Below are 26,048 nucleotides of genomic sequence, written 5' to 3' on the forward strand. Positions count from 1 at the left end.
CCGCGATCTGATGGAGGACCGGTGACCACCGAGCAGGACACCGTCGTGACCTGGAACACCTACGGCAACCACCAACTCGCCAGGCGGCTGCAGCTGCCCGAGCTGGAACGGTGGGACTGGGGCATCCCCGGCACCGGCCCCGGCATCGAGGTCTTCGGCGACGTGGCCGGGCTCCGCGCGCTCGACCTGGGCAGCGGCCTCGGCCGGCACGCCGCCTACCTCGCCGCCCGGGGCGCCGACGTCACTGGCGTCGACGCCTCCCTCGCCCAGCACCAGCGCGCCGCCACCCGCTACCCCGACACCCCGGGCCTGCGCTTGGTGTGCGCCGACGCCGTGGCCCACCTGCGCGACGCCGCCCCGTACGACCTGATCTACTCCGTCTGCTCCGTCCCCTACCTGGACCCCGACAGGCTGCTGCCCGTCCTGGCCAACGGCCTCAAACCGGGCGGCCAGCTGCTCTTCTCCGCGCTGCACACCAACTCGGCCGGTATCGGGCCGTCGGCCGAGGTCGCTCCGCGGTCCGAGACCCTGCGACTGCCCGGCACCACCGACGACCACCCCGTCGACATGTGGGTCCTCAGCCCGCAGCTGTGGGAGGACCTCCTGGTCCAGCACGGCCTCACCATGGAGGCGGTCACCGCGATCGACTCCGACAAGCCGCATAACCACGTCTCCTACCGGCTGTACGCCGCCCGCCGCCCGAACCGCGTACCGTCCCGCCCCCGCACCAGCGCACCGCCACCGCCGCACGCGGCGGTAGGCGTGGGCGTGATCGTCCACGGCATGGACGGAGTTCTGCTCGGCCGGACCCGGCGCCGTACGTGGGAGCTCGCCGGCGGAAGCGTCGAGCCGGGCGAGAACTTCGCCGAGGCCGCCATCCGTGAACTTGCTGAGGAAACCGGTCTCGTGGCGGATCCCGGCGACGCAGGGGTGCTGGGCACGATCCTGGACCGGGTCGGCGACGTCGTCCGGGTGACGGTACCCGTCGTCGTCACCCGGTGGACCGGCGTCCCGGAGCAGCGCGAGGAGGCAATCGGCTCCTGGCGGTTCTGGCCCCTGGACGCGCTGCCCGGCCCGCTGTTCGTGCCGAGTGCCCAGTGCCTGACCGCCTGGAGGCCGGAGCTGCCGCTCGACCACCCGCCCGCCCACTTCCAGGCCTACCGCTCTCCCAGCCGTGCCTAGCCGGCGCCCACGCTGATGTACGTGGCCACGCACCCGGAGTCGGGCGTCGGTGAACTCGGCAGCCTTCTCCAACGGCCAGGTCGAGAGCCAGCGTCCTCTGCCGGCCCTCCTGTCCGGCCTCACCGCCGACGCCCGGCAGCGGATCCTCGCCACCGAGTGGTTCACGCGCTTGGACACCACACCCGCGCCCGGGGCCTTACGGCATCTGACGTTCTGATCCCCCTCCGACGGCCGGCAACGGCCACCACATCGACGACCTTCCAAGGAGCGCCCGTTGGAAGCAGATCCGCCGAGCCTGCCGGTGTGGGACGTAATCGGCCAGCTTGCCAACCACTTCACCAGCCTGGACTCAGATCGAGGGATGACCCCGGAGCAGCAGTGGACGCTGCAGGTCCTCAAGCTTTCCGAGGAGGTCGGCAAGTCCGCGCAGGCCGTGGTCGGCGCCTGGGGCACCAACCCCAGAAAGGGACGAAGTCATACGTGGCGTGATGTTCAGGAGGAAGTCGCCGACACCGCGATCACCAGTCTGGTGACGCTGCATCGGATGCTCGGCGACGAGGCACCCGCGTTCCTGGCTGACGTTCTCGCCCAGAAGGCTGCCGAGCGGTGACGGACGGGCCGGAGTTCAGGTACGCCAATACCTGGCCCGGCCGCAGGGCGGAGCGCCCGTCAGGGCGCCGCCACTTTTCGCGACTACTTCACTTCCGCCCCTCCCTCTTGGGAGCAAAGGCTGCACCCAGCAGCACGTGGGCCGTTTTAGGGCAGGCGTGCCTGCCCTAAAACGGCCCACGTGCTGCTGGGAGTTGAGCATGTCGTCACCTGGCTCTGAGTGGTGGAGGTGGCGGCCAGCAGGGGCATCGATCAGCGATCCCGGCTGCAGCTCCCCGTGCTTGCTCAAGGCCGGGGGCGTCTCTCCTGGAGAGATCTTTCCGACGGGCAGCCTACGCCACCTCTCCCGCAATGCGCACCCTCGTCAACATCAGGTCTCCGCACGGCGGTTGATTGTCAAAAGGCGCTGCAACCCTTCCCTGCATGGTGGTTGGTGGGGCCCTCGACGTCGAAGGCAACGTCGTCGGGCTGTCCGTTGAGCGGGTGCTGGCGTGCGGGGCACCTGGGCATCCCCAACAGGGAGGTGCTTGCTACGCGATGCAGCAGGCGGGAGCGAAGGACGTGCAGGCGTTGCGCGGGATGCCATTCGCAGCGCCCGAGCGGAGATTTGCCGGGGACGTTGGCCGCGTGGGCGGCCGGACGTCCGTCGATGGTGAACGGGATTGGGCTCGGGGCCCGCTACCTGGCCTCGCCCAGGTTGATGGAATGGGCCACCACGAAGGCAGCGGTGTCCATCACGGTCTGCTCGACGGCCAGCGCGCGTTTCTGCGCGTCCCAGACGGTCACGCGAGAGTCGAGCACGAAGCGTCCGACAGGGATCTCGAGAAGATCGCACTCCTCTCCGGAGGGAGCCCTGCCCCGGGTTTCCACCACGCCCTCCGCGGGAGAAAGCCCGAGGTCGGACAGCAGGACGGTCAACCGGCGAGGGGAGGCGTCGTCCTTGGCCCCACAGGTTGCGGGGACCAGCTTGGCAGGAACGAACGTGCGCGTCAGCATCACAGGCCGGCCCTGGACGGAAAACCGCGCCTTCCAGGTCAGGGGCCCCTGATTCGCATCGAGTCCCAGTACGGATGCGACGCCCGCCGGCGGTTGCTCGGAGGAGACACCGATCAGGTCGATGTCGAAAGCCCGGGGCTCACCCGCGTCCCAGGCACCTGCCCTGCCCTGGGGCTCGGCGGGATCAGGACACGGCTCGTACCTGATCGCCAGCGGGGTCTGCGCGTACACACCGGATCCGCGCCGGCCGATGGCGTGTCCGTCGTTCTTGAGGAGGTCGACCGCGCGGTTGATGGTCCGGCTCGCCACCCCGAAGTGCGCTGCGAGCTCATCCTCGCCGGGCAATCGCTGACCGTCGGCGTAGATGCCCTGCGCGATGTCCGACCGGAGCTGGTCAGCGATGTCCACGAACACGCGCTGCGCGCTCGACGCGGCGTCAGCCATACCGCTCCTCCCAGCTCTCCCGTCGGACCCTGATCGTACGGGGCGGAACGGCTCGTGACGAAGCCAGAAGACTCGGGCGCGTGAACCCAGAAAAGTTCCTTACGGAACCTATTGAGTTCCTTACGGAACTTCTGCTTAGCTGTGATCGGCACTAAGCAGCCCAGCACCCAGGGGCTGCACGACTGCCGCCTGTGCCCGTGTGTTCCGCCTGTTCATCCAGGCGCAGCACGCGTGTCTGGTGCGGCGGTTGCGGTTCCCCGCCTCCAGCGCAGACCGCCCCACGAGCAGTACGGGATGCGGCACCACGCCGGCAGGCGGCTGCACCACCACGTCGGACGACCCGCGGATGTCCTGCGGCAACGCCGACAACGTCCAACAACTGCACAGCGCGATCCACCGCACGCACGACAGCCGTGACCACGCCATCGAGAGGCGTGGCCCGCTGGCTGGGCGAGTGGAGACCAGCCGGCCGAGAAGGGGTGCACGCCCACGACGTACCGCGCAACCGGCTCAAAAGAACGACGCGACCGACCTTGACACTGCGACGACGCCCGGGCGGATCTCCCTGGGAGAAGCAGCCTCGCGTCCAGAGATCACCGCGCGGCATAGCCGCGCACGAACCAGCAACCAACGTCGCCGGTGCCCCCGAGCCGCTCAACTCGGTGCGCGTCGACGGCCTCGGCTGCTGGTGGCCCCGCCACCCCGCCGACCGCACACCACGTGCACCGCACCACCCGTCCCCCGCCCGGCGCCTCTTTGCGCGCCGGACGACAGCTGACTTCACCCCACCTTGGAGGTACTTCATGGACTGGCGACACCGCGCCGCCTGCCGCGAGGAAGACCCCGATCTCTTCTTCCCCATCGGTAACACCGGCCCCGCGCTCCTGCAGATCGAGGAGGCCAAGTCCGTCTGCCGCCGCTGCCCCGTCATGGAGACGTGCCTGCAGTGGGCCCTGGAGTTCGGACAGGACTCCGGCGTCTGGGGCGGCCTCAGTGAGGACGACCGCCGCGCGATGAAGCGCCGTGCCGCCCGCATCCGGGCGCGGAACACCAGCGCTTGAGCCCTATCGTACCCGCCCGCCTTCCCTGCCACCGCTCATGGCCCACCCCCAGGAGCCCGCCGCTGCGCCCCGGGCTCGCGCGTACTCACACGCGAGCCGGGCCAGGCCCACGCCCGCCTGGCCCCACCCGCACATCCCATCCGTATTCGGCAAGCACCACGGGAGATCGACCCATGACTGTCCGCGCCTACTTCGGCATCGCCGAGCCCGACAAGCCCCATCCCGCCTCGCAGCGCCGCACCCGACGCCGGGTGGCGGTTGCCACGGGCACCGCCGCAGCCCTCGGTCTGATGGCGCTCCCGTTCGCCGCTCCGGCCTCCGCCGACCCGACGTACGTCGGGTACGAGGGGTTCACCGTTGACCTCCACCCGAAGCCGGGCACCGGCGGTCTGTACTTCCGCGACGCCGGGGGCCACATCAAGGGCCTCATGGGGGAGAAGGACGAGGCGTCCGTGCTCGGCTGCCACCCCAACGACCCCACCCTGGCGTGGGTGGTGCAGACCACGCGCGGCGACGGCCACGGTGGATGGGGCACCTACCAGGGCTTCGTCCGCTACGCCTACGCCAACACCGAGGACAACGTTCCGATCCCGTGCGGCGGATGACCCGCTGAAGGCGGAGCACCAGGTGCCGTGCCCGACCCCGCGTGAATCGGGGTCGGGCACGGACCCGGCCACCCGGACCGGCAGGCCACCCCGCAGGGAAGCGCACCGCCCGGACGACCGGCGCGGGCCGGTGAGGACACACCGGCCCGCATGCCACGCACCCACCAGACGAACCTGGAGGACGCAGCAATGAAGAACCTTATCGCCGACGTTTCCCGACGGATGGAACGCATCCGCAAGGCCGCCGAAAGCGCCGCGGTCGCCCGGCGCAGCCGCGACCAGATCGAGCGCGCCAGCGGGGGCCGCTGATGGCCTGGGACTGGGACGCCTACTTCAACTCCGGCAGTCGACGTGGCCCGGTGCCCCGTGAGCAGGTCACCTCGTCGCGGGCTCCTCACCTGCGGCTGGTCCGGCAGATGAACTGGGACGCCTACTTCAGCTCGGGCCGCACGCTGGTCCCGACGCCCAGGAGCGAAGCAGCCAGGCGCGCATCCGCACGCCCGACATGACGCCCGGAAGGCGGTCCGCCAACTAGACCCGACATGCCAGGGCGTCGTGCGCCGTGCGTTCCCCACGGCGCCCCGGCCTCACTCACGGCCCGTCTGCCAACGGCTGTCCTAGCGACGGCATTAGCAAACGCGGCCGGGCCTGCTCCTTTGACCCGCACATGGGCCGAAGTCATCGGCCGAAGGGATCGACCATGCAGAACACCCCCATATCCGACCGCAGCGCCGCAGCGCTGCTCGCCCAGGCTCATGCCGCTGAACACGCGGCCACGCTGGCCTTGAGCGAGGGCAAGTACGGCCGCGCGCAGGGCCACGCGTTCGTCGGACGACTCCGCATCTATCTCTACGAGATCGCCCTCAGCAAAGAGTGCCGCGACTGCTCGGGGGACGGAATCGTCGCCCGGTCCTGCGCCCGCACCGACTGCGAGGAAGCCACCCGGGGCACCACGCATCACCTCCACTGGGGGCCCTGCCCCTACCGGGCCACCCACCGCAGCCCCATCCTCGCCCCACCCGCCCCCACCAACGACTCCAAGGAATCCAACAGCTGACCGGCCGCAAGGCGTCGCCCAGGAGCCTCTTTTGCCTAGACCGCGTCGCCTGACCGGCACCGGAGGCGGGCCTGATGCAGAGCCATGGCACACAACATGACCCGGCGACCCCAGGGCCAGCTGAGGAAGGACCACCACCCCATGCACCCATGCACGCACTGCCCTTGGTGCCCTGGGGCGCGGCCGTTGCCGCGCTGACCGCACTCCTCTTCACCATCAGCGGACACAGCGCCAGAAGCTCCACGCTATTCGCGTTCGTCCTGGGGCCGCCGATCGTGTGGACGATGACGTGCACCGCGGCGAGCTGGGACCTGACCGACGTGTACACGGTCGGTCTGCAGACGACGCAAATGATCAGCCTGACGATCCTGCTCGGCATGACGGTCCAGATCGTGCACCGCGCCCCGGAGCACCCCGTGCGGGCTGCACTCGGTGTTCTGATCACTGTGACCGTTGCGGCCCCGTTCGTCACGGCGTACGCCAGCACGGCCAGCGCCGTGGACGCCTATCTGTTCCTGCTGGGGCAGCACCCCTGGTACGGGGCCGTGTCGGCCCCACTGTTCCTCCTCCTGTTCCTGGAGTCGATCAGCAAGACCCTCCGGCTGCTCAAGCTCTGATCACCGCTCCCACGCACACGGAGTCGGGCCGTCTCGTCGCCGACGGCGGCGTGACAAGAGCGTCAGGCCCAAGGCCAGCCCACCACGGAGGACATCCCTCCGCAGTCCCCCAGCGCCTCCGTCTCCCGGAGCCGCCTCGCACAGGAGAAGCACGGTGAACACCACTCCCCGACCGCCCACGACGACTTCCCCGCCAACCCCCAACTCCGGGGCCCGGCGGCCTGAGCTGAACAGAGCGCAGCGCGTTATCGTCGGCGTCGTCATCAGCGGCGTGGTCGTGATTGCTGGCATCGGATTCGCCGGCTCATACGCCGCCGTGCGGGACCTCGCCGTCCGTAAGGGCTTCGGAACGTTCGCGCACGTCTTCCCGATCGGGGTCGACGCGGGCATCGTCGTGCTGCTGGCCCTGGATCTGCTGGTGACGTGGTTGCGGATTCCCTTTCCGCTGCTGCGGCACACGGCCTGGCTGTTGACCGGCGCGACCATCGCGTTCAACGGCGCCGTCGCCTGGCCTGATCCTCTGGGCGTTGGGATGCATGGCGTGATCCCGCTGCTGTTTGTCGTGGCCGTTGAGGCCGCGCGGCACGCGGTCGGTCGGCTGGCCAACATCACGGCGGGCCAGGACATCGAGCCGGTCCGCCTCATCCGGTGGCTGCTCTCGCCCGCTCCGACCTTCGTGCTCTGGCGGCGGATGAAGCTGTGGGAGCTGCGCAGCTACGACAAGGTCATCAAGCTCGAGCAGGAGCGGCTGGTCTATAAGGCTCGCCTGCGCAGCCGGTTCGGGCGTGCGTGGAGGCGGAAGGCCCCGGTCGAGGAGCTGCTGCCGTTGCGGTTCGCCCGCTACGGTGTCCCGCTCAGCGAGGGCCAGGAACTCGCGGCTCCGGCGGGACAAGCCCCCGCCGAGGGCAGCGCCTTGGAGGCGCACGTCACCGGCGCCCTCGCTATCGCCTCCGGCACGCAGCCCGCCGCCAGCATCGGCCCGGGCGTGAACGTTCCTTCTCCGCCCGCGGCCGGGGCCGGTGCCGTCGAGTCCAGCGTGAATCCGGGAACGCGGGCGGAACCGGGCTCCGACCGAGAGGCCGTGAACGGCGTGACCGGCGTGGACCGAGCGCTCGATCGTGAACGGGGAACCGTGAAGCCGCGTGCCGACGTGAACGTGAACCCGTCGGTTCACGCCTTCACGGCCTTCACGGCTGGCCCCGTGAACGGTTCATGGAAGAGCGCTTCACGCTACAGCGTGAACAGGTTCGAAGGCATCGCCAGTTCACGCCTTTCCCCGGTGAACCAGGCCCACGTGAACGCCGTGAAGAACGTGAAGCCGCAGGTCACAGCTAGCGTGAACGGACTCGCGCCGAGCGTGAAGCTCCGTAAATTCACGCCTGAAGGCGTCGGCGTGAACCGCGCCGACTGGACCGTGAAGCAGGCGTTCACGCTGCGCGTGAACGACGCGGCAAAGCGTGAAGCCGTCGGCGTGAACGGGTGGCAGGACACCGTGAAACCGCTGACGGACGAAACCGTGAAGGGACACGCTGACGAGCGCCCAACGCCAGCCGTGAATCATGGCGCGGCAGGCGTGAACGTCGACGGCGCGAATTCACGCCGCCCGATGCGCGCGCAGGCTGCCAGCGGCCGGAAGCGTGAAGCCGTTCATGCCGTCGTCGGGCGGCCCAACCGGTTCAAGGCCGAGCGGGCAAGGCGTGCGGCCGAGTGGTTCGCCGCCAAGGAAGCCGATCCGGATCTGACCCAGCGGGCCTTCGCACAGAGCATCGGCAGGTCGGAGGCATGGGTGAGCAAGTTGATCTCCGAGGCGCTGGACGACGACGACGGAGGCACAGCGGATGGCTGAGCCTGCCGACCAGACCATCACGCGTCTGCCGTCCCGCTTCTCGGCCGACTCCCACAAGTCGGCCGAAAGGCATCACAAGACACCGCTGGCCTGCGAAGACATCGACGACGACGAGAAGTTCATCCGCATGATGATCCACCTCGCCCTGAAAGGCGAGCGGATCACCGGAGCCTCCGAGGAGGGAGGACACGTGACCACCGCAGAAGAGCAGTCCGATCCGTTCCACGTGCCGCTGCCGGACGAGGTCCCGGTACACAACAGCCCGGAGTCCAGCCCGGGGTCAGCTGGTGCTGGCGGCGGCCCGCAGCCGGCGGAACAGGCAGCTGCAACCCCTGTAGATGGCCCTGTAGATGCTGTAGATGCCCAGGTCAGCGCCCTAGAAGGGGGTGAGGCAGCTCCTCGGGGGAGCGGGGCCGAGGCTGTTATTCCGCCCATGCCGAGCAGGCCGCCGGCCGTGCCGAGCCCCAGGCCCGACGAGCCTGCCGGCGACCCGGATTGGTGGCGCGTCATCGGGGATGAGCCGACGGCCGCGGATGCTTCCAGGGCCGCGCCGCGCGACGCCGAGCCTTCCTGGTGGGATGCTCTCTACAAGCACCAGGACGCGGACCTCGACACCTACACCGGACACGTTCTGACCGTGCCGGCCGACGGCGAGGTACAGAAGATCCCCGAGCCCGAGCACTTGGAGCCGGACGAGGCGGAGGCCGAGGAGCCCTCCGCCCGCCAGCCCCCAGCACCCCCGTCTCCAGCGCCGCAGCAGCCGGTGAGCAAGCAGAGCGGCACGCAGCCGTCTGGGCAGCCGCGTCAGTGGAAACCCACCGCCGAGCAACTCGCCGACCTGGCCGCACGCCGCGACTTCGTCCACCGCTACGGGTCCGCTGCGCTCGCCGGATGGACCCTCCAGCTCGATGACGTCGTGCACGGCTGGATGAGCGCCGCCGCTACCGGCAACGACGCCATGGCCAGCTTCGCCGCGATGAGCGGTATGGCCCTGGGCTGGTGGGCGACCGCCCCCCGCGACCGCATGAAGTTGCCGGTAGCGTTCCGCTTGGCCGCGGTCTTCGGCGTCGGTGAAATCGGCTGGCTGTCCGGACCCGACCTGATCCAGAACGCCACCGTCCCCGGAGGCACCCCCCTGGCTGAGGTGCTGCCCTGGGCTATCGGTCTCGGCACGGTCGGCGCCCTCATCTGGGCCAACATCCGCACCGCCCACTGGTGGGCACCCCCGCAGCGCTGGTTGTGGTGGTGGTCGCCCCGCTGGCTCCTCGTCCAAGTCCCGCTCAGCGCCTCCGCGCTCGCCTGCTGGTTCTACGGCACCCACTAACCCCTGAAGGAGAGATTGTTCGTGTTCACCATGCTCGCCGCCCCCGCCGCCCAGATCGGCACCAGCGGGAAGATCCTCGCGGGCGTCGGCTCGGGAGCCATTGCCGTCGCGCTGCTCCTGATCCTCATCCTCGGCGTGAAGGGCAAGGGCGGCCGGAAGCTGAACAGCGGTCAGGCGTTCTGGCTGGCCTTCTTCTTCGTCGCCCTGTGCAGTGTCACCGGGGCCGCGTGGAACATCCTCCCCGACACCATCGGCATCGCAGGCGAAGGCGCCGCCGACGGCCTCTCCGGCGCCGGGCTGGGACAGTTCGGAGTCGCCGGTGTCGCCCTCATCGTGCTCGTGCTGTACCTGTACCTGTCCATCAGCCCCGCCCTGGGCGCCTGGATGGGCCTCGCCCTCTCCGGCCTGTGCACCGCCGCCGGAGGCATCGCCGCCATCCTGCCGACCATCATCGCGTCCATCGCCCGCGCCATCCTCATCAAGACGGGGGCAGCATGAGTGCCAAGAACAGCACGAAGGAAGTGAAGAAGGCGACGAAGGAGGCGCCGCAGGATCTCGGGACGCTGGTCGTTCAGCAACTCCCGGGCCCTGCCGACCTCGCACGAGGCATCGGGTTCGCACCCCGAGTGATCTCCTACGGCGTGTCCGCGTTCATCCGCGCTCAAGGAGGCAGCCCGCTCAACCGCGGTTGCATCGTCCTCGGATGCTCCATGCTGTTCCTGGTTGGCGCAGGGCGCCTTCCGCTGCTGTGGTTGACGGTCCCCGCCGCCTGGGTGTCGCTCGGCCTGATGGTCGCGCCAGTTCTGAAGCAGGTCACGCAGACAGACACTCAGACGCCGAAGACAGCCACCCTGACCAAACAGCCGGCGGAAGGTGTGGACGACAACCCCACCGAAAACGATCTTGAAAAGACGCCGGGGGAGAAGCTTCAGGCACTCAGCCTCGCTGACGCCGTTCTCCGCCTCCCCGTGCTCGTTGAATACGCCGTAGCCGCCGCCTACCAGGGCAAGCCCAAGCGTGCCGGAGTCCACCTGGCTGACCTCCTCACTCGCCTCAAGAAGGCTCCCCAATGGGCTGCCATCCACGATTGGGATGTCACCCGCTTGCGCAAGGAACTGGAAGCCGACGGCATCCCTGTCACGAAGTTTCGAATCGGCAAGGATGTGACCCTCGGCGTACGCCACGACGGGCTTCACAAACACCTCGGCCGCACCCCCCGGCTACCTGTCCACCAGGTCCCCGACCTGACCCCCGGCGCACCCCCCTTCACCACCCCCGACGAGGGCGCCCCCACCACCCCCGATCTCGCAGTCATCCAGCACCCCGACGAGGCCGCCTAACCGCCCCTCCCAACCACCTGGCACCACCCCCGCCCACCACTCCCGGCGGGGGTGTGCCGTGCCCGCTCTCAAGCCGCCCCTCTCCTCCCCCGCCCAGGGCCCCTTCGGGCCATCTACTAAGCCCGTCTACAAGCCTCCGACCTGCACATCTACGGATCTCATCTACCTCGTCTACCCGCCATCTACCGGCCCATCTACCGGCGCAACCGTCTCCGCGCGCTCCGAACCCCTGTACCGTCTCAGCCAACCCAGGTAACGACACACGGAGTTGGGATGGCGTGGCGATACAGGTGCGGCACCTGCCAGCAGGAATGGCCGTGGATGGGGCGCAGGAACGCAGAGGAGATCCAGGCCGACCACCGGAACGCGCGCCACGACGGCGCGGCCCCGTTCGGTGAGGAACTCGTCTCGGACGCTCAGCGAGTCGGCTTGGGCGAGTTCGCGGGCGGCGGCCTGAAACTGCTCGGCATCCTCGTCGCTCTCTGGATCATCGCCACCCTGTTGGACGTCATGCACTGAGCTGACCGGCGCCGGGTGTCAGCGGGGGGCAGCAATACCACCCACAGGAAGGACACCCCAGCCGTGACCATCGCATGGTCGCCGTACCTCCTCTCGTATGCCGACGACAAGGACCAAACGACCGACGAGCAATCCCGAGTCGGCGCCTACCTCGCCGACAGGCTCGACTCGTTCCACGAGTACGACGAGCCCGACACCCGCTCCCGCCGGCGGAGTTCGCAGCCGCCGCCTGGCACGTCGCCACACCGCCGGTCATGGCCCCCGGATACGTCCGCCACCGCCCCGACCTCACGCGGGTCACACTGGAGCACCACGACGAGGAAGAACGACCGGTACGCGTTTACCGACGATGACCGCTGCCCCCAGGTACTCGCCACGGTGACCGTGCGCAGGGAGATCACCGGCTAGTTCTCGGGCCCATGGTGATCAGCGGGCGCAGCCTCGCGCTCGACGCGCAGCACTCCGTGCGCTGGCTGGTCGACTGGATCAACAGCGCGGCGTACCCGATCGTCGCCAAGCTGCGGGGAGAGGCCATCCGGTGAGGGGCGTTCCTCAAACTCCTCAGCCAGGCCCACGACCTACAGCGGTCGGCAGATGAGCGCATGGCGCCACACCCTCCACAGACCGCCCCTCACGCCGGCGGACGATCGCACGTACCGGAGTAGCCGTCTAGCCTTTCCGGGCCCTCATCGTGTTCGGGACGGAGGCCCAACGGTGACCCGCACCGCACCGTCCGAAGGGCGGCGGCCCGCCCCTCGGCGCGAGCGGCCCCGGCGCTCTGGCCGCCGAAGAGAAGGCCGACGCCATGTACACCGAGTTCACCCGCATCTTCGGAGCCGCGTACACGCATTTCCTGCCCTGACCGGGCCACACACGAGCCAACACCCACCGCCGGGAGTTCACCCATGCCCACCGACCCCCTTACCCCGGACAAGATCCAGCAACGCACGGCCGCCGCCGAAGCGCTCGGCAAGAGCGGCGACGCCCGCGGAGCGGCCCACGCCTACGACCAGCTCGGCAAGTTGATCCAACAGCGGTGCGGCCGGTTCGACCCCAGTGCCATCGATCGACGCCTACGAGGCCATGTCGCGCTGGGTCGCATCCCCCGACTACCGCCCCTGACCAGGACGGCAGCCCCCGTAAGTGAGGGCTGCTTCCTCACAGATACGGGAACCAAGCGAAGAGCCCCGGCCACACGGCGGGGCCCCCTTCTCTGAACTGAGTACGCGAGCTACGGGGGCGGCCGGGCAGAGCCGTGTGGTGGGGGCGCGGCTCTGCCGCCCAGGTCAGCGGATGCCGGTGTGGGAGTGCCGGGGCAGCTGCGCGTAGCGCTGCTCCTCGGCGGCAGGCGCCGCGGCCATGGCCGCTTCGTCCTGGTACTGGCGTTCTTGCTGCCTCAGCCGGAGGTCCTCCGCGACCTTTCGCGTGCGGCGTTGCTCGTCGAGCTGGCGCAACTGCGCCAGCCGCGTGTGCTCGGCGTGCTGTTCGTGGGCCATTCGGGGCGTCCCTCCGTGTCCGGTTCCGTACGTGGGCTGTCAGCGGATGCCGACGCCGACGTTCTGCTGGGGTTGCTGGGCGTGGTGCTGTGCTTCGTCCGCGTTGGGGTTCTTGGCGGGCGTGGTCTCGGCGGGTGCTGGATGGGCGGCCGCGCGGGCTTCGGTCCCGGCCATCAGCTTCTGGCTCGCCTCCAGAAGTCGGTCCGCCTGGCCCTCGAACAGCTTGGCGAGATCTTGGTCGCTCGCGGTCTCCGCTCGCGGCGCCGGCCGAGCCGTGAGGTTGCCCGGGTGGCGCCGCTCGACCGTGCGGTCCCGGCGCGGAAGTGCGCGCGCCCTGGCCGCCGGGGCCGGCTCGGCGGGCGCAGATGACGCGGGTGCAGCCGGTGCCACGTTCTGTTCCGGCTCGACGGGGGCCGGTGAGGGGGCGGCGGCTTCGGGCGCCGGGACGGCTTCCGGCTGCACGGCCAGCGCTGGTGCCGGTGCCTCGGGTGCTGCGGATGCGGAGATGGCCGCAGCGCCCTTCTGCATTTCGAGCAGATTCGGCAGGCGCTGCTCAAGCAACTCCAGTTGGGGGGGCAGGTCTTTGCGAGAGACGGTCAGGGTCTCGCGCGGCTTGAGACCGTTGGGCGGGCCGACCATATTGAGGGCCTGGAGCACGGCCAGGGCCCGTTCCGCCTGCGCGTGGGTGAGGTCCAGCTCGGCGGTCTCGCTCAGTGCGAGCGGTGAGGCGACCGTTCCCTTCTCGACCAGGTGCGCAGCCACGGCGCGGACCTGGTCGGCACTGAGGTCGGCTGCCAGGGCGCGGGCGGTGAGTTCGGGCGGTCCAGCGATCTCCTGGGCGAAGCGGTCAGCGACCTTGTTGAGGAAATGGGCGTCTCGGTGGAAGGGGTTGTTCTCTACCCGGCGGCGCAGTGCGTCAATGAGGGCGAGGCGGGTTTCCACCGGAGTGTCGGTCTTCATGCCGGCGACGTACTCGAAGGGTGAGTATTGGGGCTGAGTGCCCCAGTCCGGGTCGCCATCGGGTCCGGCGGCGGCGATCTCCTTCTGAGCGAGGAGGAAACGGATCTGCGCGTCCGTGCGGTCCTGGGGGGTGATGTGCTTGGCTCGCAGCTCTTGGACGGCCGTGCGTGACTCTTCGAAGAGCGCGTCCAGGTACCGCTCGGGCGGCTCCGCCTCGTAGTGGCCGAAGTCCCGCTGCTCCTCCGCGCCGAGGGAGCCGCGCATGCGCTCCAGGCGCTGCTCTGCGTAGTGCAGGACCATGGCGGCGATGTTGCGGCGTCCGGAGGTGCCCTGGCCCTGGTTGTCGTAGCGTCGCATGACGGTCCGCGCGATACCCGAGATCATCTCGAAGCCGCGGAGCTGAGCGGTCTCCACCATTCCGTGCAGGCGCACGTCGAGGGTGAGGCGGTGTCCGGCACGCCGAGCCCGGCCTGCCATCTCAGTCAGGGCGGCCATCAGCTGGGACGCCTCGGCAAGTTCCGGGTCGGTCTTGGCGCCGGTGGACAGCGCGCTCTCCAACTCCGGGTCGTCCGCATCGTCCAGGCCGAGGTCCGTCTCGGGGTCGTCCGGCTCGGCGCTACGCAGCTCACGGTTGAGCTTGTGGACGTGCGCAATCAGCAGCCGCGGACTGTCCAGGGCCTCTACTGAGTCGAGCCCGGAGGCCCGGGCCGCGTGGTCCTCAGCGACTCGGGTGAGGGTGCGCATGGCCTGTCCGCCTGCCGTGTTGCGCTGCTCCCACTTGTCGAGGTGGGCGCTGACCTTGGCGGCGTGGCGGGCGATGAGGCTCGCCGCCAGCGTGGTGATCTTGGCGGCCTGGACTGCGGTCTGGGGAGTGATCGCCGCCTGTTCGTTGAGGCGTGCCAGTACGTCGTCGACCTGCTGGCGGATGTCGCGTATGGCGTGCCAGTCGGGGTGGCTGAAGTAGAAGGCCTGGCTGTCCTGCGCGGCAGCCATCGCTGCGTCGAGGCCCGCCAGGTCGCGGGGACCCGCCTCTGGAGGCGCATCCGCGGCATCCAGCGCCCGGGCACGGCGCATCCCGTGCTGGAGATTGACCAGGCGCGCGTAGCGTACGAGTGCTTCGGCGTTCATGCCCGCAGTCACGTCGGAGGACAACTTCGGAACGGGTGGAGTCGGTTCGGTCTGCAGTGGGGTCGGTGTCGTCATCACGGTCTCCGCGTCAGGACTGGCTTTGTGCGAGTGAGGTGGACTGACCTGCGGCGAGGGCGTTGCCTTCGGCTTCCTGGTGTGCGGTCTTGCGCAGGTTCTTGCGCACACGGGATGCAGGCGCGGCGCCGTCGTCCGGGTCGGACTCGCCACTGGTCACGCTGCGCGTCTCCTTGTCGGCGATGATCTTGCTTACGAGTTCGCGGAGCCGGGCCATGACGAGGTCGTCGACCTCCGCCTGCGGAGCGTCCGCCGATGTAGGGGCGGGGCTTTTCGCGGTCGGGGCGGGGGCGGTTTCGGCGGGTGGGGTGCGGGGGCCGGTCGGGGTTGCCGGCCGGGCGAGGAGGGTATCGATGTCGGCGGCGCGGGCCAAGACGGTGCGCGGTGCGTCAGCCCGGTAGGGGCCGAGGATCTGCCGCTCCTCCAGACGGTGCAGGAGTCGGTCGGCCCGCTCGGCGGTGACGTTCATGGTGCGCCGCAGGGTGAGCGGGGAGGCGTTCTGGTGGGCGGTGACCGTCAGGGCGGCCTGCCGCAACTGGGCCGGGGAAATGGGACCTTGCGGGTCGTCGCCGGTGGGCACGATGCCGATCAGACGCTGCTGGTAGGCCCATGCGACACCGCTGAGGAGGTCGGCGGTGGGCTCGTAGGGGTTGGCGTCCTCGCCGGTGTGCGGGTCGGTGTCGCGCAGTTCGGCGACGCGGACGGCGAGCCGGTCCAGCAGCAGTTCGTGTGCGGCGATCAGGTTCGGGACGGGCGGGGCTCCCGCGACCAGGCCGTTGTCGGGCAGGAAGTCCCCGCCCGGAGGCTGGCCGTCGAGTTGTTCGTAGCGGGCACGCCAGCGTGCCCGGTTGATGATCCACTGTTCCTGGAGTTCACCGCGCTCGGCGAGCGTGGTGGTGGGGGACGCCATACGGCGTTCGAGGTCGCGCTCGATGTGGGAGAGGTCCTGCATGCGCCGGTCGGTACGCACCGCGCGCGGGACAGTGTGCTCGTCCGGGTCTTGGCCGCGCAGGCGGGCAACGGTGCGTTCCAGACGGTTACCCAGGCCGGTGAGCCGGATCTTGGAGGCGACGGTGGCGAGTCCCTCGAGGATGCGGACGACGCACCTCTTGGCCCGGTTCATCAGCTGTTCGCCGCCGGGGCCGTGCAGTCGGCGCATCGCGGGCTCGCCGGCATCCATCTGGGCCACCAGGTCGGTGATTTTCTCGTAGAGAGTGCCGGGCAGGCCGATGGAGTATGGGCGCAGGGCGGCGAGGGCTTCGTGCGCACTGTGGTGGGCGACGGTGAGATCGGCCGCCATCGGTGTCTCGTCGGCGGGCGGAAGTTCAGCGGCGGCGCGGGTGATGTCGGCGAGTTCGACTGCCTCCTGGCTGAACCCGTTGTCGAGCTCCTCCCAGGTCTGCTGTGTGGCCTCTTCCTGAGTCCAGGAGCCGTCGTTGCGCAGGACCCAGATGTGATCGTCGGCCGCCAGGACGTCCAGAGCCAGGTCGGGGTGTCCGGCCGTGTACGCGGAGAGGGCCTGTTCGGCACGGCGCCTGGTGTGCTCCTGGTTGCCGTCGGGGCCTTGGGCGATCGTGTCGAGGAGGTCAGCGAGCTGGGCGGGGGTGGGCTGGGCCGGGAACGCGGCCGGCAGGATGCTGCGCACCGCTGTGCGCCAGGTCTGGCTCAAGGGGGTGCCGAGGAGTCCGGCGGCCTGAGCGGCGCGCCACTCGATGGCGGCGAGCAGTTCCGGGCCGCTCATCGCCACGAAGCGGCTGTGCGACATGCGCAGCGAGTCGGACCGAGCAGTTCCGAGCCACACCACCACGGTGGGGTCGTCGCTCGTCTGGTCGTCTCCTGAAGTGCTCAGATCGACGCCGTAGACGGTGCCCAGCTTCAGCGGCTCGGGCAGCCGGTTGGGCTCGGGGCTCTCGATGGTGTGCTGACCGAGGCGGTCATGCACGGCCACGTGTAGGGCGTACGCCGCGGCCGTGCGGTCGGTGTACTCGACCTCTGGCCGTCCCTCGACCGGGGAGGACAAGATCATGCTGAACGCCAACGGCTCCTGCTCGGCTGCCGGTTCGTCGGCAGAGGCGGTCGGGGGGACGGGGCCGCTGGCGCGCCCAGTGGGCCACTGCCCGGGCCGGGGCGGCGCGGATGCTGCGCCCTCGGCTGAGGTTGCCGCGGTGGGCACGGACGTGGCCTCGGCGGCGGACTGGCGGCTGCGGACATGGGAGTCGTTCGCGAAGTAGCCCTCGGGGTCGGCGGCGAGCAGTTCCAGGGCCTGTTCGTAGACCTCGTTCTCGTAGTCCTCGTGGTGCCTGCCGGGGCCGAGGAGCACGGCTGTGGCGGTCATGTGGCCGGGGATCTTCCACTCCTGGTCAAGTCGCTTGGCCCAGCTGAGCGCGGCTTGCTCGAGCGCGACTGTGTCACCGGGGGCTTCGGCCTGGACCGCCTGGTGGATGTAGCGGGCGGCCTCGGCTGCGATGGCCCGGGTGCGCGGAAAGAACCTGGTGGAGTCGAAGGCGTGGTTGGCTCGCTCGCGCTCGTCGGCGTTCTTCACCAGGACTGCTTCGACCGTGGCGTCGAGGAGCGGCTGGCGCTGTTCCAGGGCGAGTAGCACGGGTGCGGCGCCGTCACCGCCGGCGTCGATGCCGTCTTCCCACAGCTTCGCCGCGTCCTTGGCATCCGGTGCGGTAGTCACCGTGGTGGGCCCTGCGGCCCTCACCAGCAGGTCCCATTTGTCGAGCAGCACCTTGCGGCCGCTGTCGTCCGCATCCAGGAACATGATGTGGGGGCGCGGATTGTCGGGGTCGAGGCCTCGCAGCGTGGTGAGCTGGCGTTCGGTGAACGCGGTGCCCATCGGGGCACCGACGACGGGCCGCTGCTCGATCGGCAGGGTGGCGGCCGCTCGCGCGACAGCGATCACGTCGAGGTAGCCCTCGACACTGACCCGGGGCCCGCTGCTGCTGGCCAGGGCCTCGGCCTGGGCGGGATGGTGGAGCCCGAAGACCAGTTCGCTCTTGTTGAAGAGCTCCGCGTCGTTCGACGTGTTGAGGTACTTCGGTCCCCCGCGTTCCTTGGCCTGTTCTTCCGTCTCGCCAGGCCGGTCGACGCGCCGTCCGCTGAAGCCGAGGATGTTCTGGTTCTCGTCGTGGATCGGAAACATGATCCGGTCGGTGAACGTGTCGATGAGCGTGCCGCGACTGCTGGTGGTGGCGAGGCCTGCGTGAACGAGTTCTTCTTCACTGAAGCCCTGGGCCATCAGCTCGCGGGTCAGCAGGTCCCAGCGGCCGGCGCCGCGGTCGCTGGGGGCGTAACCCAGGCCCCACTCCTGCTGGACATCGGCCGGGAGCCGGCGTTCGTCGGTCAGGTAGGTACGGGACAGCTCGGCGTTCGGATCGTCGCGTAGACGCTCGGCGAAGATCTGGGCGGCCGCTCTGTTGGCGGCGATCAGCCGCTCGCGCGGCACACCGATCTGAGCGCCAGAGTCATCCTGCAGGGCGCCTTGGCCTCCCTGGGGGGTGTGCTGGAAGTCGATGCGGTAGGCGGCCAGGGTCTTGTCGGGGTGTGCGCGTACTGCCTCGTGCAGGATGGGGCGGAGATTCTCCGCGAGCTCGCGGTCACGATCAGCATCTCCGCTGGTCTCCAGAGTAATCACGACGGTGCGCTCGGCGATGAGGACTCCGGTTGCCTTCAGCGTGACACCGAGGTCGGTGAGGGCAGTGCGGGCCAGTGCCGTGAGCTGGTCGACAGGGTCGGCTGGGGTGGCGGTGGGCCTCGTCCGCCTGGTGCTGTCCTGCTCCGGGTGCTCCTTGCCCTGGCGTCCCTCCCCGTCCGTCTCGGTGGTGGCGGCCGCGGTTTCGACCGCTGCCGTTTCCGGCTCCGTCACGGCCTGGTGGTCCTCGGCGGCGGGCGAGGGCGCTGCGGGCTGCGCGGCGGGGCCGTCGGAGCCCTTGTGCTCTGCCGCCCCGGTGGCGGGTACGGGCTCCTTCGCCGGGGGAACGGGCGGGACGGCGGCCTCTTGAGCGGTGTCCGGCGCCGCCGCGGGTGGCGCCAGGGCCGCGGGCCCGGGGGCCGCCTGGGGCGCTTCGGCGGGTGTCGGCTGGCTCGGAGCTCGTGCAGGGGTGGTGGGTATGTAGTCCAGGACGGGCCGACCGCCGCCGTCACTCGCGTTCATCCACGCGGTCACCGCGGCCAGCAGCGTCTGCGCATCGACCGCGTCGAGGTCGACGGCCGGGAGGGCGACGGCCCGCGCGCTGCCTGCTTCGTCCACGGCAGTGAGCCCGAGCATGAGCACGGGCGTCTCGGCTGGGCGATTCACCAGCGCGTATACCGGGCGGCCGTGGATGTGGGCCAGGAGCGTGACCTCAGCGCCGCCGTCGGCCAGCTGGGCCTGCACCTGGGCGAACAGACGCGGCGCCGCCTCCTCGGCGGTCATGAGGATCTCGCCGGGAAGCTCGAATACGGGCATCTGGATGTCGTCGTCGGGGTCCACGGCCATCGTGGTGGGCTCCTGTGCCGTTTCGTGCATCGGCTCGGTCGAGTCAGGTGTGCCGTCGGGGTGCGGGGCGACCTTCTGGGCGCGGTGCTGGATGTACTGGCCGAGCTCCATCTCGCCGTCCTCGGTCGGCTGGGCGAAGGTGATGAACTGCCCCTGGAAGGCCTTTTGGTGCAAGTCGCGTAGCTTCGCCGTGTCGGTCGTCCGCGCCGCTTGGCCATGGAAGTTTTCGGCCAGGGTCAGTTGCGCGCGATGGATGTGGTGTCCCAACCGCTGTGCCAACTGCACGCGTTGACCGCTGTCATTGGCGTCTGCGCCCAGCACGGCCTGCAAGGCGAGCAAGCCGGTGAGGCCGGGCACGCCGAGGGTGTCGACGTCGGTCAGAGCCGTTGCCGCCCGGGAGGCAGCCGGGGAGTCCGACAGCCACTGTTCGTGCTGGTCGAGCTCGCGCAGCAGAGCCCGGTGGGCAGCCGTGTACGCGGCGGCGTCTGGGTAGGGCGCGGCAGTTTCGGTGCCCGCCTGCGGGCCGGCGGCGAGTGGTTGCTCGACTGCGGAGGAGTTCGGCGGTGCACTGGTGGCCAAGGTGCCCTCCTGACGCGCTGCGGCCGGTTGGGGATGCGGGCTGCTACCGCCTTCGGGGCCGGTGCTCTGCGCCCGGCCGTCGACCTCATCCGCGGACTGCTCTGCCGAGGCAGCGTGATCGACACCGGGTGGCTCCGCGTCCGCTGCACTGGCGGTGGGGGTGACCTCGACCGGCACAGCTGCGGCGCGCCCGGGCTCCTGAGCGCTGTCGGCCGTGCGTCCTGCGGCGGCATCTGGAGGGGCCGCCGCCGGCAGGGCCGGTTTGTCCGGCGCCTGCGCCACCACGGTCGCGGCCTCGCTCGAGGCGGCCGGAGCGACGTCGAGGGCAGGTTCAGGAGCGCCAGCGTCGTCAGTGCGTGCCGGCTCCAACGGCGGCAGCGCGTCTTCTTCGCGCGCGGGTTGCTCCCGCTGGACCTGGCCGTGGCGGATGGGCTGCGGGCTGCTGGTGCTCGCACCAGCCGCAGGGGGTGCTGCCGTCTGGCTGCCGGCGGCGCCGTCTCGGGTGGGGGACGTCGGGTCCACGGCGGTGTGTCGCGGCCCTACAGCCGATGGATCGAGCGGCTCTCCGTCTCCCGCTGGTGCGGGCGCAGGCGGCCCAGCAGGTGAGCGGACCTGGTCGGACGCAGCCGGGACGGGTTGTGCCGGTGCCTCGACCTGGGCCCTGTCGCCGGGAACCGGGCCGGGTGCCTCACCGGTGGGTGCGAGCGGGGTGGGCCGGGGCTCGAGAAGGCGCCAGGTCGCGCGGCGGTCGGCCACGGTGTCGACCGTGTCTGTCTCCCCCAGCGCGTATGCCCTCAGTTGGTTGGCCACATGCTGAGCGGCTTCGGCCACATGTTCCGCCGCGGGCAGCCGCGGGAACTTGACTTGCTTGTTGCCGAGCGGGACCAACTCTCCCGCCCAACCCGCCGCATCCTCCAGCACGTTGACGATCGCTTCAGCGTCCAGGCCGTACTTTGTCGCGTGGTCACGGACGGCGTCGAGGTAGGTGATGACGATGCCACGCACACGGACATGGTGGAGGTCGTCCGCCTGTACTCCCTTGGCGGTCTTCCACTGAGGGTTGCGGACGTTGCTCACGTAGTGGTCGGCTGCTTCCTTTCCCGCCTCCTCCAGAGCGGCGCGCAGGTTCAGTACGGCGCGGGCGGCGTACTCGAAGGCGACGGGGTCGGTCAGCGTCTCGAGAGCGGCTGCGGCGTTCTCGTCGTACTGGGCCAGCGGATACTGGTAGGTCCAGTACGTGCGGTCCGGGCCCGCCGTGAGGTCCGCGACGTCACGGGCGGTCGACTGGGCGGCCCGCGCGGCGGCCTCGGCCGCCATGGCGAAGGTTTCCTCGATCTCCTTCTTGGTCCGCCTGCCAGTCTTGTGCCAGTCGTCCCGAAGGGGTGCGGGGGCGGGTGGCAGTGGGGCGCTCCCGCTCTCCTCGGGCACCGGGAGGGCGCCCAGGGGCGCGTAGTCGATGGGCGGCAGTGGCGCCTGCTCAACGGTTTCGATATCCCGAGGGACTTCGGGCAGGGTGAGTTCGTGGTGGGTGTACCAGCTGAAGCCTCGCTCGGAGAGTCGGATCTGTCCGCCTGCGTCTTCTGCTAGCCCCTCGGTCAGGACATCGCGGATGTACTTTTGCGAGGGGGCCCGCTTGGTGGGACGTCGCGGGTTGGTCTGCATGAACACGCCGTCGACCACGCTGATCGTGCCGCGTGCGATTGCGGCGAGGGCTTGGTGGCGTTCCCTGGAGTACCGCGGAAGAGCCGTGTCCGTTTCGCCCATTGAGGGGGAGGCTTCCACCGTCTCGGAGGCCTGGTCGTCGGGCGCTGGCGTCGTAGCCGAACCTGGCGCGGCGAACAGTGCGGTCTGTCCCTGGATGTCCGGCTGGACCGTGTCGGTGAGCGGCTTGCTGTGCAGCCCGTTCCATCGCTGCTCACCGAGCTCGGAGAGCCGCGCGAAGCGGTCGTCGGGGTGGTCAGGCCGGGCGGGGGGGACCTGGATGAGGCCGAGCGCGCTCAGCGTCCACAAGGCGTGTGTCGTCCGGTCGTAGGTGGGCGCGTTGCCCCTGCCCTCGGGGTTGTGGCGGTACCACTCGCCCAGGGAGCGGGAGATGATCCCGCGGGCCACGTCGGCCAGGGCCTTTTGCTCGTGCTCGTTCAGTTCGACCGTGAGCGGGTCGCGCTGATCGGCATGCTTGGCGGCGTGCTTGCGCACCATGGGCATGATGTCGCGCTCGCGGCTGACTGTTCCGATCTGCTTCGATTCCCAGTCGCGGGTCGGATCGGGGATGTACCGGACGCTGTACTTCTTGCGGGTAAACCCTGGTGTGCGATAGCAGTACCGCCCGCTCGGCAGGGTGATGTCGTAGTCGCCGTCGAGCCGGCCGGCGTACCCCTCGAAGCTCTCCCCCGCGCTCGGGTCGATCCCAAGGGCTTCGCCTGCTGCTGCGTTCTGTGCAAGCCGTTCGCGCCAGCGTGCCTCGAAATCGGTGGCCTGTGCCTCGGCCTCCTCACCAGTCTCGTCGGCGGTCGGCGCCGGGCCAGTGGCCGGGACGGATTCGCCGGGAGCCGGTAGAGCATGAACAGCAGGGGTGACCGCCGGTTCGGGGGCAGGCTCGTCCTGCGAACCAGGCGCTACGGGGAGCGCTGCGGGGACTTCGTCGTCCCCGGATGCGACCGAGGAGGCCTCGGTCAGGGCGGAGGGAACGTCGGCCGACCAGCCCTCCGGTTCCGCGGCTGGGTCGCCGGACTCCTGGTTGAGAGGTTGCGCGGGCGTCTCGTCGGGGACGAGTGGGTTGTTCTCGGCGCTCGGGCCGGCCTGAGCGGTGGGAGGTGTACCTTCGCTCGCCTCATCGGGAGACATGGCAGAAGAGGTTGTGCCCGACAGTGGGGCGTTCTGGTCCGGCGGCGGCAGTTCACTCAAGGGCGCCGCAGGAGCAAGCTCCTCTTCACCGACGTTATCCGGCCCCGCTCCGCCGGCAAACGCTTCCGGCTCCTGGGCTCCAGCCGCGCCGGGGGCTTGGATGGCGTCGACCATCTCGCCACGGCTCATCGCCGCCCAGCGCCCGAACCGCTGCGCCAGCTCCGCCATGTCCGCGTGCCGGGCGACAATCTCCGTGCTGATCTGGGGGACCTGGTCATCCTCCAAGAGCACCGGCTTCTCACGGACAGCCCGCATCGCGTGGGGGTCCAAGGGCGGCAGACGCCGCGCCGCCGACTTGCGTTCCTCGTTGTTCATCCACGGCCGACGCGACGCCTGATACCGCACCTCGTAGGCGGTGCGTGCATCCGCGTGCAGCCCCTCCGGATACAGCGTCGCGAGGTACAACGCTTCTCGCCCCATGCCCGAGGGGTGCAAGGGCGTCGAGGTCTCACTGTCCGTACCCGTCACCAGGAACCCGGCCGCGCGCAGCATCGCAACCCGATCAGCGTTCACCTTCCGTCCTGCCACGACGCCACTGTCAGCAGTCTTCTTCAGCAGACGCGGGGTGCCGGTCTCGTCCAGCCACAGGCGACCTTGGTACGCATGAGCCATGTCCTGGGCGAGTGCCGGCCACCAGCCCAGTTCGGGCACCGCGCTCTCGGCACGCCACCGAACGCGTTGCAGCCGCTCACGGCTGGCTGCCTCCATGCGTGTCACAGCGGTCAGTTGCCTGTCTTCCTCCGCCTTCAGCTCGTCGAGCTCCGCCTCCAGCTGTGCCCGCGCTTCCGCCAGTCGGGCTTGCTCGGTAGCGGGCTTGAGCCCTTCGAGAACCTCCTTCAGGGCATCTGCGGTAGTGGCGACGCCCGCCGCCCGCTGGGTCTCCACTGCTGCGCTGATCACCTCGGTCACGTGGTACTCCAGCCGCGACTTCTGGCCGTCGGCGTGCGCCTCCCGCGCTCTGCCGTGATGGCGCTCGGCATCAAGCCAGTGGGCGTGAGCGGCGTGCATCACCTTCTCCAAGCGCTCCTCGTTGCGGGTCGAGGACCGCGACGCAGCGCGCTGCGCCCCATCAGCTGCTTCGTCCGCGTACCGGAAGGCTCGGTCGGCTACGTCCAAGAGGGCTGCGATGTGGCGTTCTTCGTCGTATTTCTCCGCCCCCTGGCCCAGAGCCAAGGGCACGTCGCTCGCCTCCCCGGTGCCTGTGGACATGGGTGTGGTGTACTGCGTCTGCTGGGCGTCGGCTTGCTGCTTCGGCGCGGTGCCCTGCCTATCCGGCTTGGTGTCGAAGGCGCGGGGCGTCTCGTTACTCGCGTCCGTCGTGGGATGCCTAGGCGGTTCCTCGAGCGCGGGCGGGGCCTCCCCTTTCGCCTCTTCTGTCGGCAAAGGGGCTGCTGTGGCAGCGTCAGGTGGCGCGGGGCGACTTCTGGGGATGTTGGGTCCGGGGATGTCGCCGTCGGCAGGCCCGGGCGCGGTGGTGCGGGCGGGTGCGTCTGGGTCACCGCGTGCGTCGGCGTCCGTGCCCTGGCTGCCAGTGCTGCGAGGGCTGTGCGCTGCGGTTCGGGGAGTCCCAGCGGCCGCACGACCATTCGTCTGGGCTGTAGTGCGGGCGCCGATGGACCGGTCCTGACCGGCCAGGTTGGAGTATTCGGGTCCGTTCGGAGGTCTGTGTACGGAGGCCGGGACGCGAGACACGTCGTCGTCTGCGGACCTGCCCGGGGCTGATGCAGGGGTGGCCAACCCGGACGGCGGTTCCTCCTCCGCCGTCCATCCGGAACCGGCCGCAATCATGGAATCCGGCTCCGCAGCGGACATGTCCAACACACGCGGCGCGTCCTCGCCGCTCGCCCACCCCTCGGCCACAGCGCCAAGAGCCGAAGGTGCGTCCTCCTCACCCCAAGCATCCCCCGCGCTGTTCGTGCCGGCGGGGCCGCCCACTTCCCCGCCGTCCTGCCCGAACGCGAGTACCCGAGGAACGTCGTCTGTCGCGGACCAGCCCGCAACCGGGTCCGGAACCACCAGCCCCGACGGCGGCTCTTGTCCCGCTGGCCAATCCGGGCCGGGCGTCGTCGGGGCGAAGGGCCCCTTTGGGGATGCGTCGAGGACGCGCGGGGCGTCCTGGTCACTCCCCCACCCCTCGGCGGTCACGGGGCTAAGAGCCGAGGGGGCGCCTTCGTCACTCCATGCGCCGCCCGGGCCGCTCGTCACGGCGGGACCGTCTGTTTCCCCAGCGTTATGCCCGGACGCGAGAACGCGAGGAGCATCGTCTGCTGCGGACCACCCCGGGGCCACCTCGGGAACGGTCAAGCCTGACGGCGGTTCCTCGCTCACCGCCCAACCAGGGCCAGGCGCAGTCGGGGATGTCGTCTCCGTGGCGGACTGGTCCAGGACGCGCGGTATGTCCTGGCTACTCGCCCACCCATTGGCCACAGCGCCAAGAGCCGAGGGCGCGTCCTCATCACCCCAGGCCCCGTCTGCGCCGGGACGGACGGCTGGACCGTCCGCCGCCACGGCGTCCCCCCCGGGTGCGAGAACGCGGGGGGCATCGTCGGCTGCGGACCAGCCCGCGGCTACGGCATCGAGCGCCGACGGAGCATCCTCCTGCCACGCCCCGTCCCCGCTGGTGGTGTCGGCTGAACCGTCGGCCTGCCCAGCGTCGCGCTCAGGTGCGAGGACACGCGGGACGTCGTCCGTTGCCGACCAGCCCGCAGCCGGTGCCGGGACTGCCAACCCGGACGGCACCTCTCCCTCCGCGGTCCACCCCGCATCGGGTGTGCTCGGGGAAGCCGGCGCCGCCGTGGATGCGTCCAGAACACGCGGGGCGTC

Annotated in this window: 19 protein-coding genes; 15 read left to right on the forward strand and 4 right to left on the reverse strand. The window is 70.1% G+C overall.

The annotated features are described in order from the left end of the window. Positions 1-21: 21 nt before the first annotated feature. From ACZ45Q_RS23700 to ACZ45Q_RS23710, 3 genes are read left to right on the forward strand one after another with little or no spacing between them, the layout of a single operon-like run. Positions 22-1,182 carry a bifunctional class I SAM-dependent methyltransferase/NUDIX hydrolase gene (locus ACZ45Q_RS23700; protein ID WP_468264690.1) on the forward strand — a complete coding sequence of 387 codons (1,161 nt, stop codon included), beginning with the start codon at positions 22-24 and terminating at the stop codon, positions 1,180-1,182. Positions 1,183-1,231: 49 nt separating this feature from the next. Further along, complete coding sequence (locus ACZ45Q_RS23705; RefSeq protein ID WP_468264692.1) at positions 1,232-1,399, forward strand: hypothetical protein; 168 nt, start codon at positions 1,232-1,234, stop codon at positions 1,397-1,399. 57 nt (positions 1,400-1,456) lie between these two features. Further along, complete coding sequence (locus ACZ45Q_RS23710; RefSeq protein ID WP_468264694.1) at positions 1,457-1,792, forward strand: MazG-like family protein; 336 nt, start codon at positions 1,457-1,459, stop codon at positions 1,790-1,792. A gap of 677 nt (positions 1,793-2,469) precedes the next feature. Here the strand turns inward: ACZ45Q_RS23710 and ACZ45Q_RS23715 are convergent. Further along, positions 2,470-3,231, reverse strand: a complete 762-nt coding sequence (locus ACZ45Q_RS23715; protein WP_468264696.1) for a GntR family transcriptional regulator — start codon at positions 3,229-3,231, stop codon at positions 2,470-2,472. Positions 3,232-4,034: 803 nt separating this feature from the next. Between ACZ45Q_RS23715 and ACZ45Q_RS23720 the strand changes: the two genes are divergently transcribed. From ACZ45Q_RS23720 to ACZ45Q_RS23775, 12 genes are all read left to right on the forward strand, one after another. Beyond that, positions 4,035-4,292, forward strand: a complete 258-nt coding sequence (locus tag ACZ45Q_RS23720; RefSeq protein ID WP_468264698.1) for a WhiB family transcriptional regulator — start codon at positions 4,035-4,037, stop codon at positions 4,290-4,292. A gap of 173 nt (positions 4,293-4,465) precedes the next feature. Then, a complete protein-coding gene (locus ACZ45Q_RS23725) occupies positions 4,466-4,897 on the forward strand; it encodes a hypothetical protein (RefSeq protein WP_468264700.1) in 432 nt (143 codons plus the stop codon). A 150-nt stretch (positions 4,898-5,047) separates the two neighbouring features. Next, on the forward strand, positions 5,048-5,206 hold the full coding sequence (locus ACZ45Q_RS23730) for a hypothetical protein (RefSeq protein WP_468264702.1): 159 nt from the start codon (positions 5,048-5,050) through the stop codon (positions 5,204-5,206). A 391-nt stretch (positions 5,207-5,597) separates the two neighbouring features. Continuing rightward, the gene (locus tag ACZ45Q_RS23735; protein ID WP_468264704.1) at positions 5,598-5,954 is read left to right on the forward strand and encodes a hypothetical protein; all 357 of its coding nucleotides are present in this window, start codon (positions 5,598-5,600) and stop codon (positions 5,952-5,954) included. Between the two features lie 149 nt (positions 5,955-6,103). Beyond that, on the forward strand, positions 6,104-6,571 hold the full coding sequence (locus ACZ45Q_RS23740) for a hypothetical protein (RefSeq protein ID WP_468264706.1): 468 nt from the start codon (positions 6,104-6,106) through the stop codon (positions 6,569-6,571). A 226-nt stretch (positions 6,572-6,797) separates the two neighbouring features. Further along, positions 6,798-8,417: a DUF2637 domain-containing protein gene (locus ACZ45Q_RS23745; RefSeq protein WP_468264828.1), complete on the forward strand. Its 1,620-nt coding sequence runs from the start codon at positions 6,798-6,800 to the stop codon at positions 8,415-8,417. Continuing rightward, positions 8,410-9,741, forward strand: a complete 1,332-nt coding sequence (locus tag ACZ45Q_RS23750; protein ID WP_468264708.1) for a hypothetical protein — start codon at positions 8,410-8,412, stop codon at positions 9,739-9,741. Before ACZ45Q_RS23745 ends, ACZ45Q_RS23750 begins: the two co-directional genes overlap by 8 nt. A 21-nt stretch (positions 9,742-9,762) precedes the next feature. Next, a complete protein-coding gene (locus ACZ45Q_RS23755) occupies positions 9,763-10,239 on the forward strand; it encodes a hypothetical protein (protein ID WP_468264710.1) in 477 nt (158 codons plus the stop codon). Continuing rightward, positions 10,236-11,081 (forward strand): hypothetical protein, encoded by an 846-nt coding sequence (locus ACZ45Q_RS23760; protein ID WP_468264712.1) that lies wholly within the window; start codon positions 10,236-10,238, stop codon positions 11,079-11,081. Before ACZ45Q_RS23755 ends, ACZ45Q_RS23760 begins: the two co-directional genes overlap by 4 nt. A 321-nt stretch (positions 11,082-11,402) precedes the next feature. Beyond that, complete coding sequence (locus ACZ45Q_RS23765; protein WP_468264714.1) at positions 11,403-11,600, forward strand: hypothetical protein; 198 nt, start codon at positions 11,403-11,405, stop codon at positions 11,598-11,600. A 63-nt stretch (positions 11,601-11,663) separates the two neighbouring features. After that, on the forward strand, positions 11,664-12,008 hold the full coding sequence (locus tag ACZ45Q_RS23770) for a hypothetical protein (RefSeq protein ID WP_468264716.1): 345 nt from the start codon (positions 11,664-11,666) through the stop codon (positions 12,006-12,008). A gap of 11 nt (positions 12,009-12,019) precedes the next feature. After that, a complete protein-coding gene (locus ACZ45Q_RS23775; protein ID WP_468264718.1) occupies positions 12,020-12,142 on the forward strand; it encodes a hypothetical protein in 123 nt (40 codons plus the stop codon). 744 nt (positions 12,143-12,886) lie between these two features. Here ACZ45Q_RS23775 and ACZ45Q_RS23780 read toward each other — a convergent pair. The 3 genes from ACZ45Q_RS23780 to ACZ45Q_RS23790 all read right to left on the reverse strand — a co-directional run bounded on the left by ACZ45Q_RS23780 (position 12,887) and on the right by ACZ45Q_RS23790 (position 24,434). Then, entirely contained in the window at positions 12,887-13,096 is a 210-nt protein-coding gene (locus ACZ45Q_RS23780) for a hypothetical protein (RefSeq protein ID WP_468264720.1), read from the reverse strand. Between the two features lie 39 nt (positions 13,097-13,135). Continuing rightward, positions 13,136-15,184 carry a hypothetical protein gene (locus tag ACZ45Q_RS23785; protein WP_468264722.1) on the reverse strand — a complete coding sequence of 683 codons (2,049 nt, stop codon included), beginning with the start codon at positions 15,182-15,184 and terminating at the stop codon, positions 13,136-13,138. 88 nt (positions 15,185-15,272) lie between these two features. Next, positions 15,273-24,434, reverse strand: coding sequence for a toprim domain-containing protein (locus tag ACZ45Q_RS23790; RefSeq protein ID WP_468264724.1), 9,162 nt, complete (start codon positions 24,432-24,434; stop codon positions 15,273-15,275). Between the last annotated feature and the right edge of the window lie 1,614 nt (positions 24,435-26,048).

The sequence above is a fragment of the Streptomyces sp. NPDC031049 genome, from assembly GCF_055571015.1.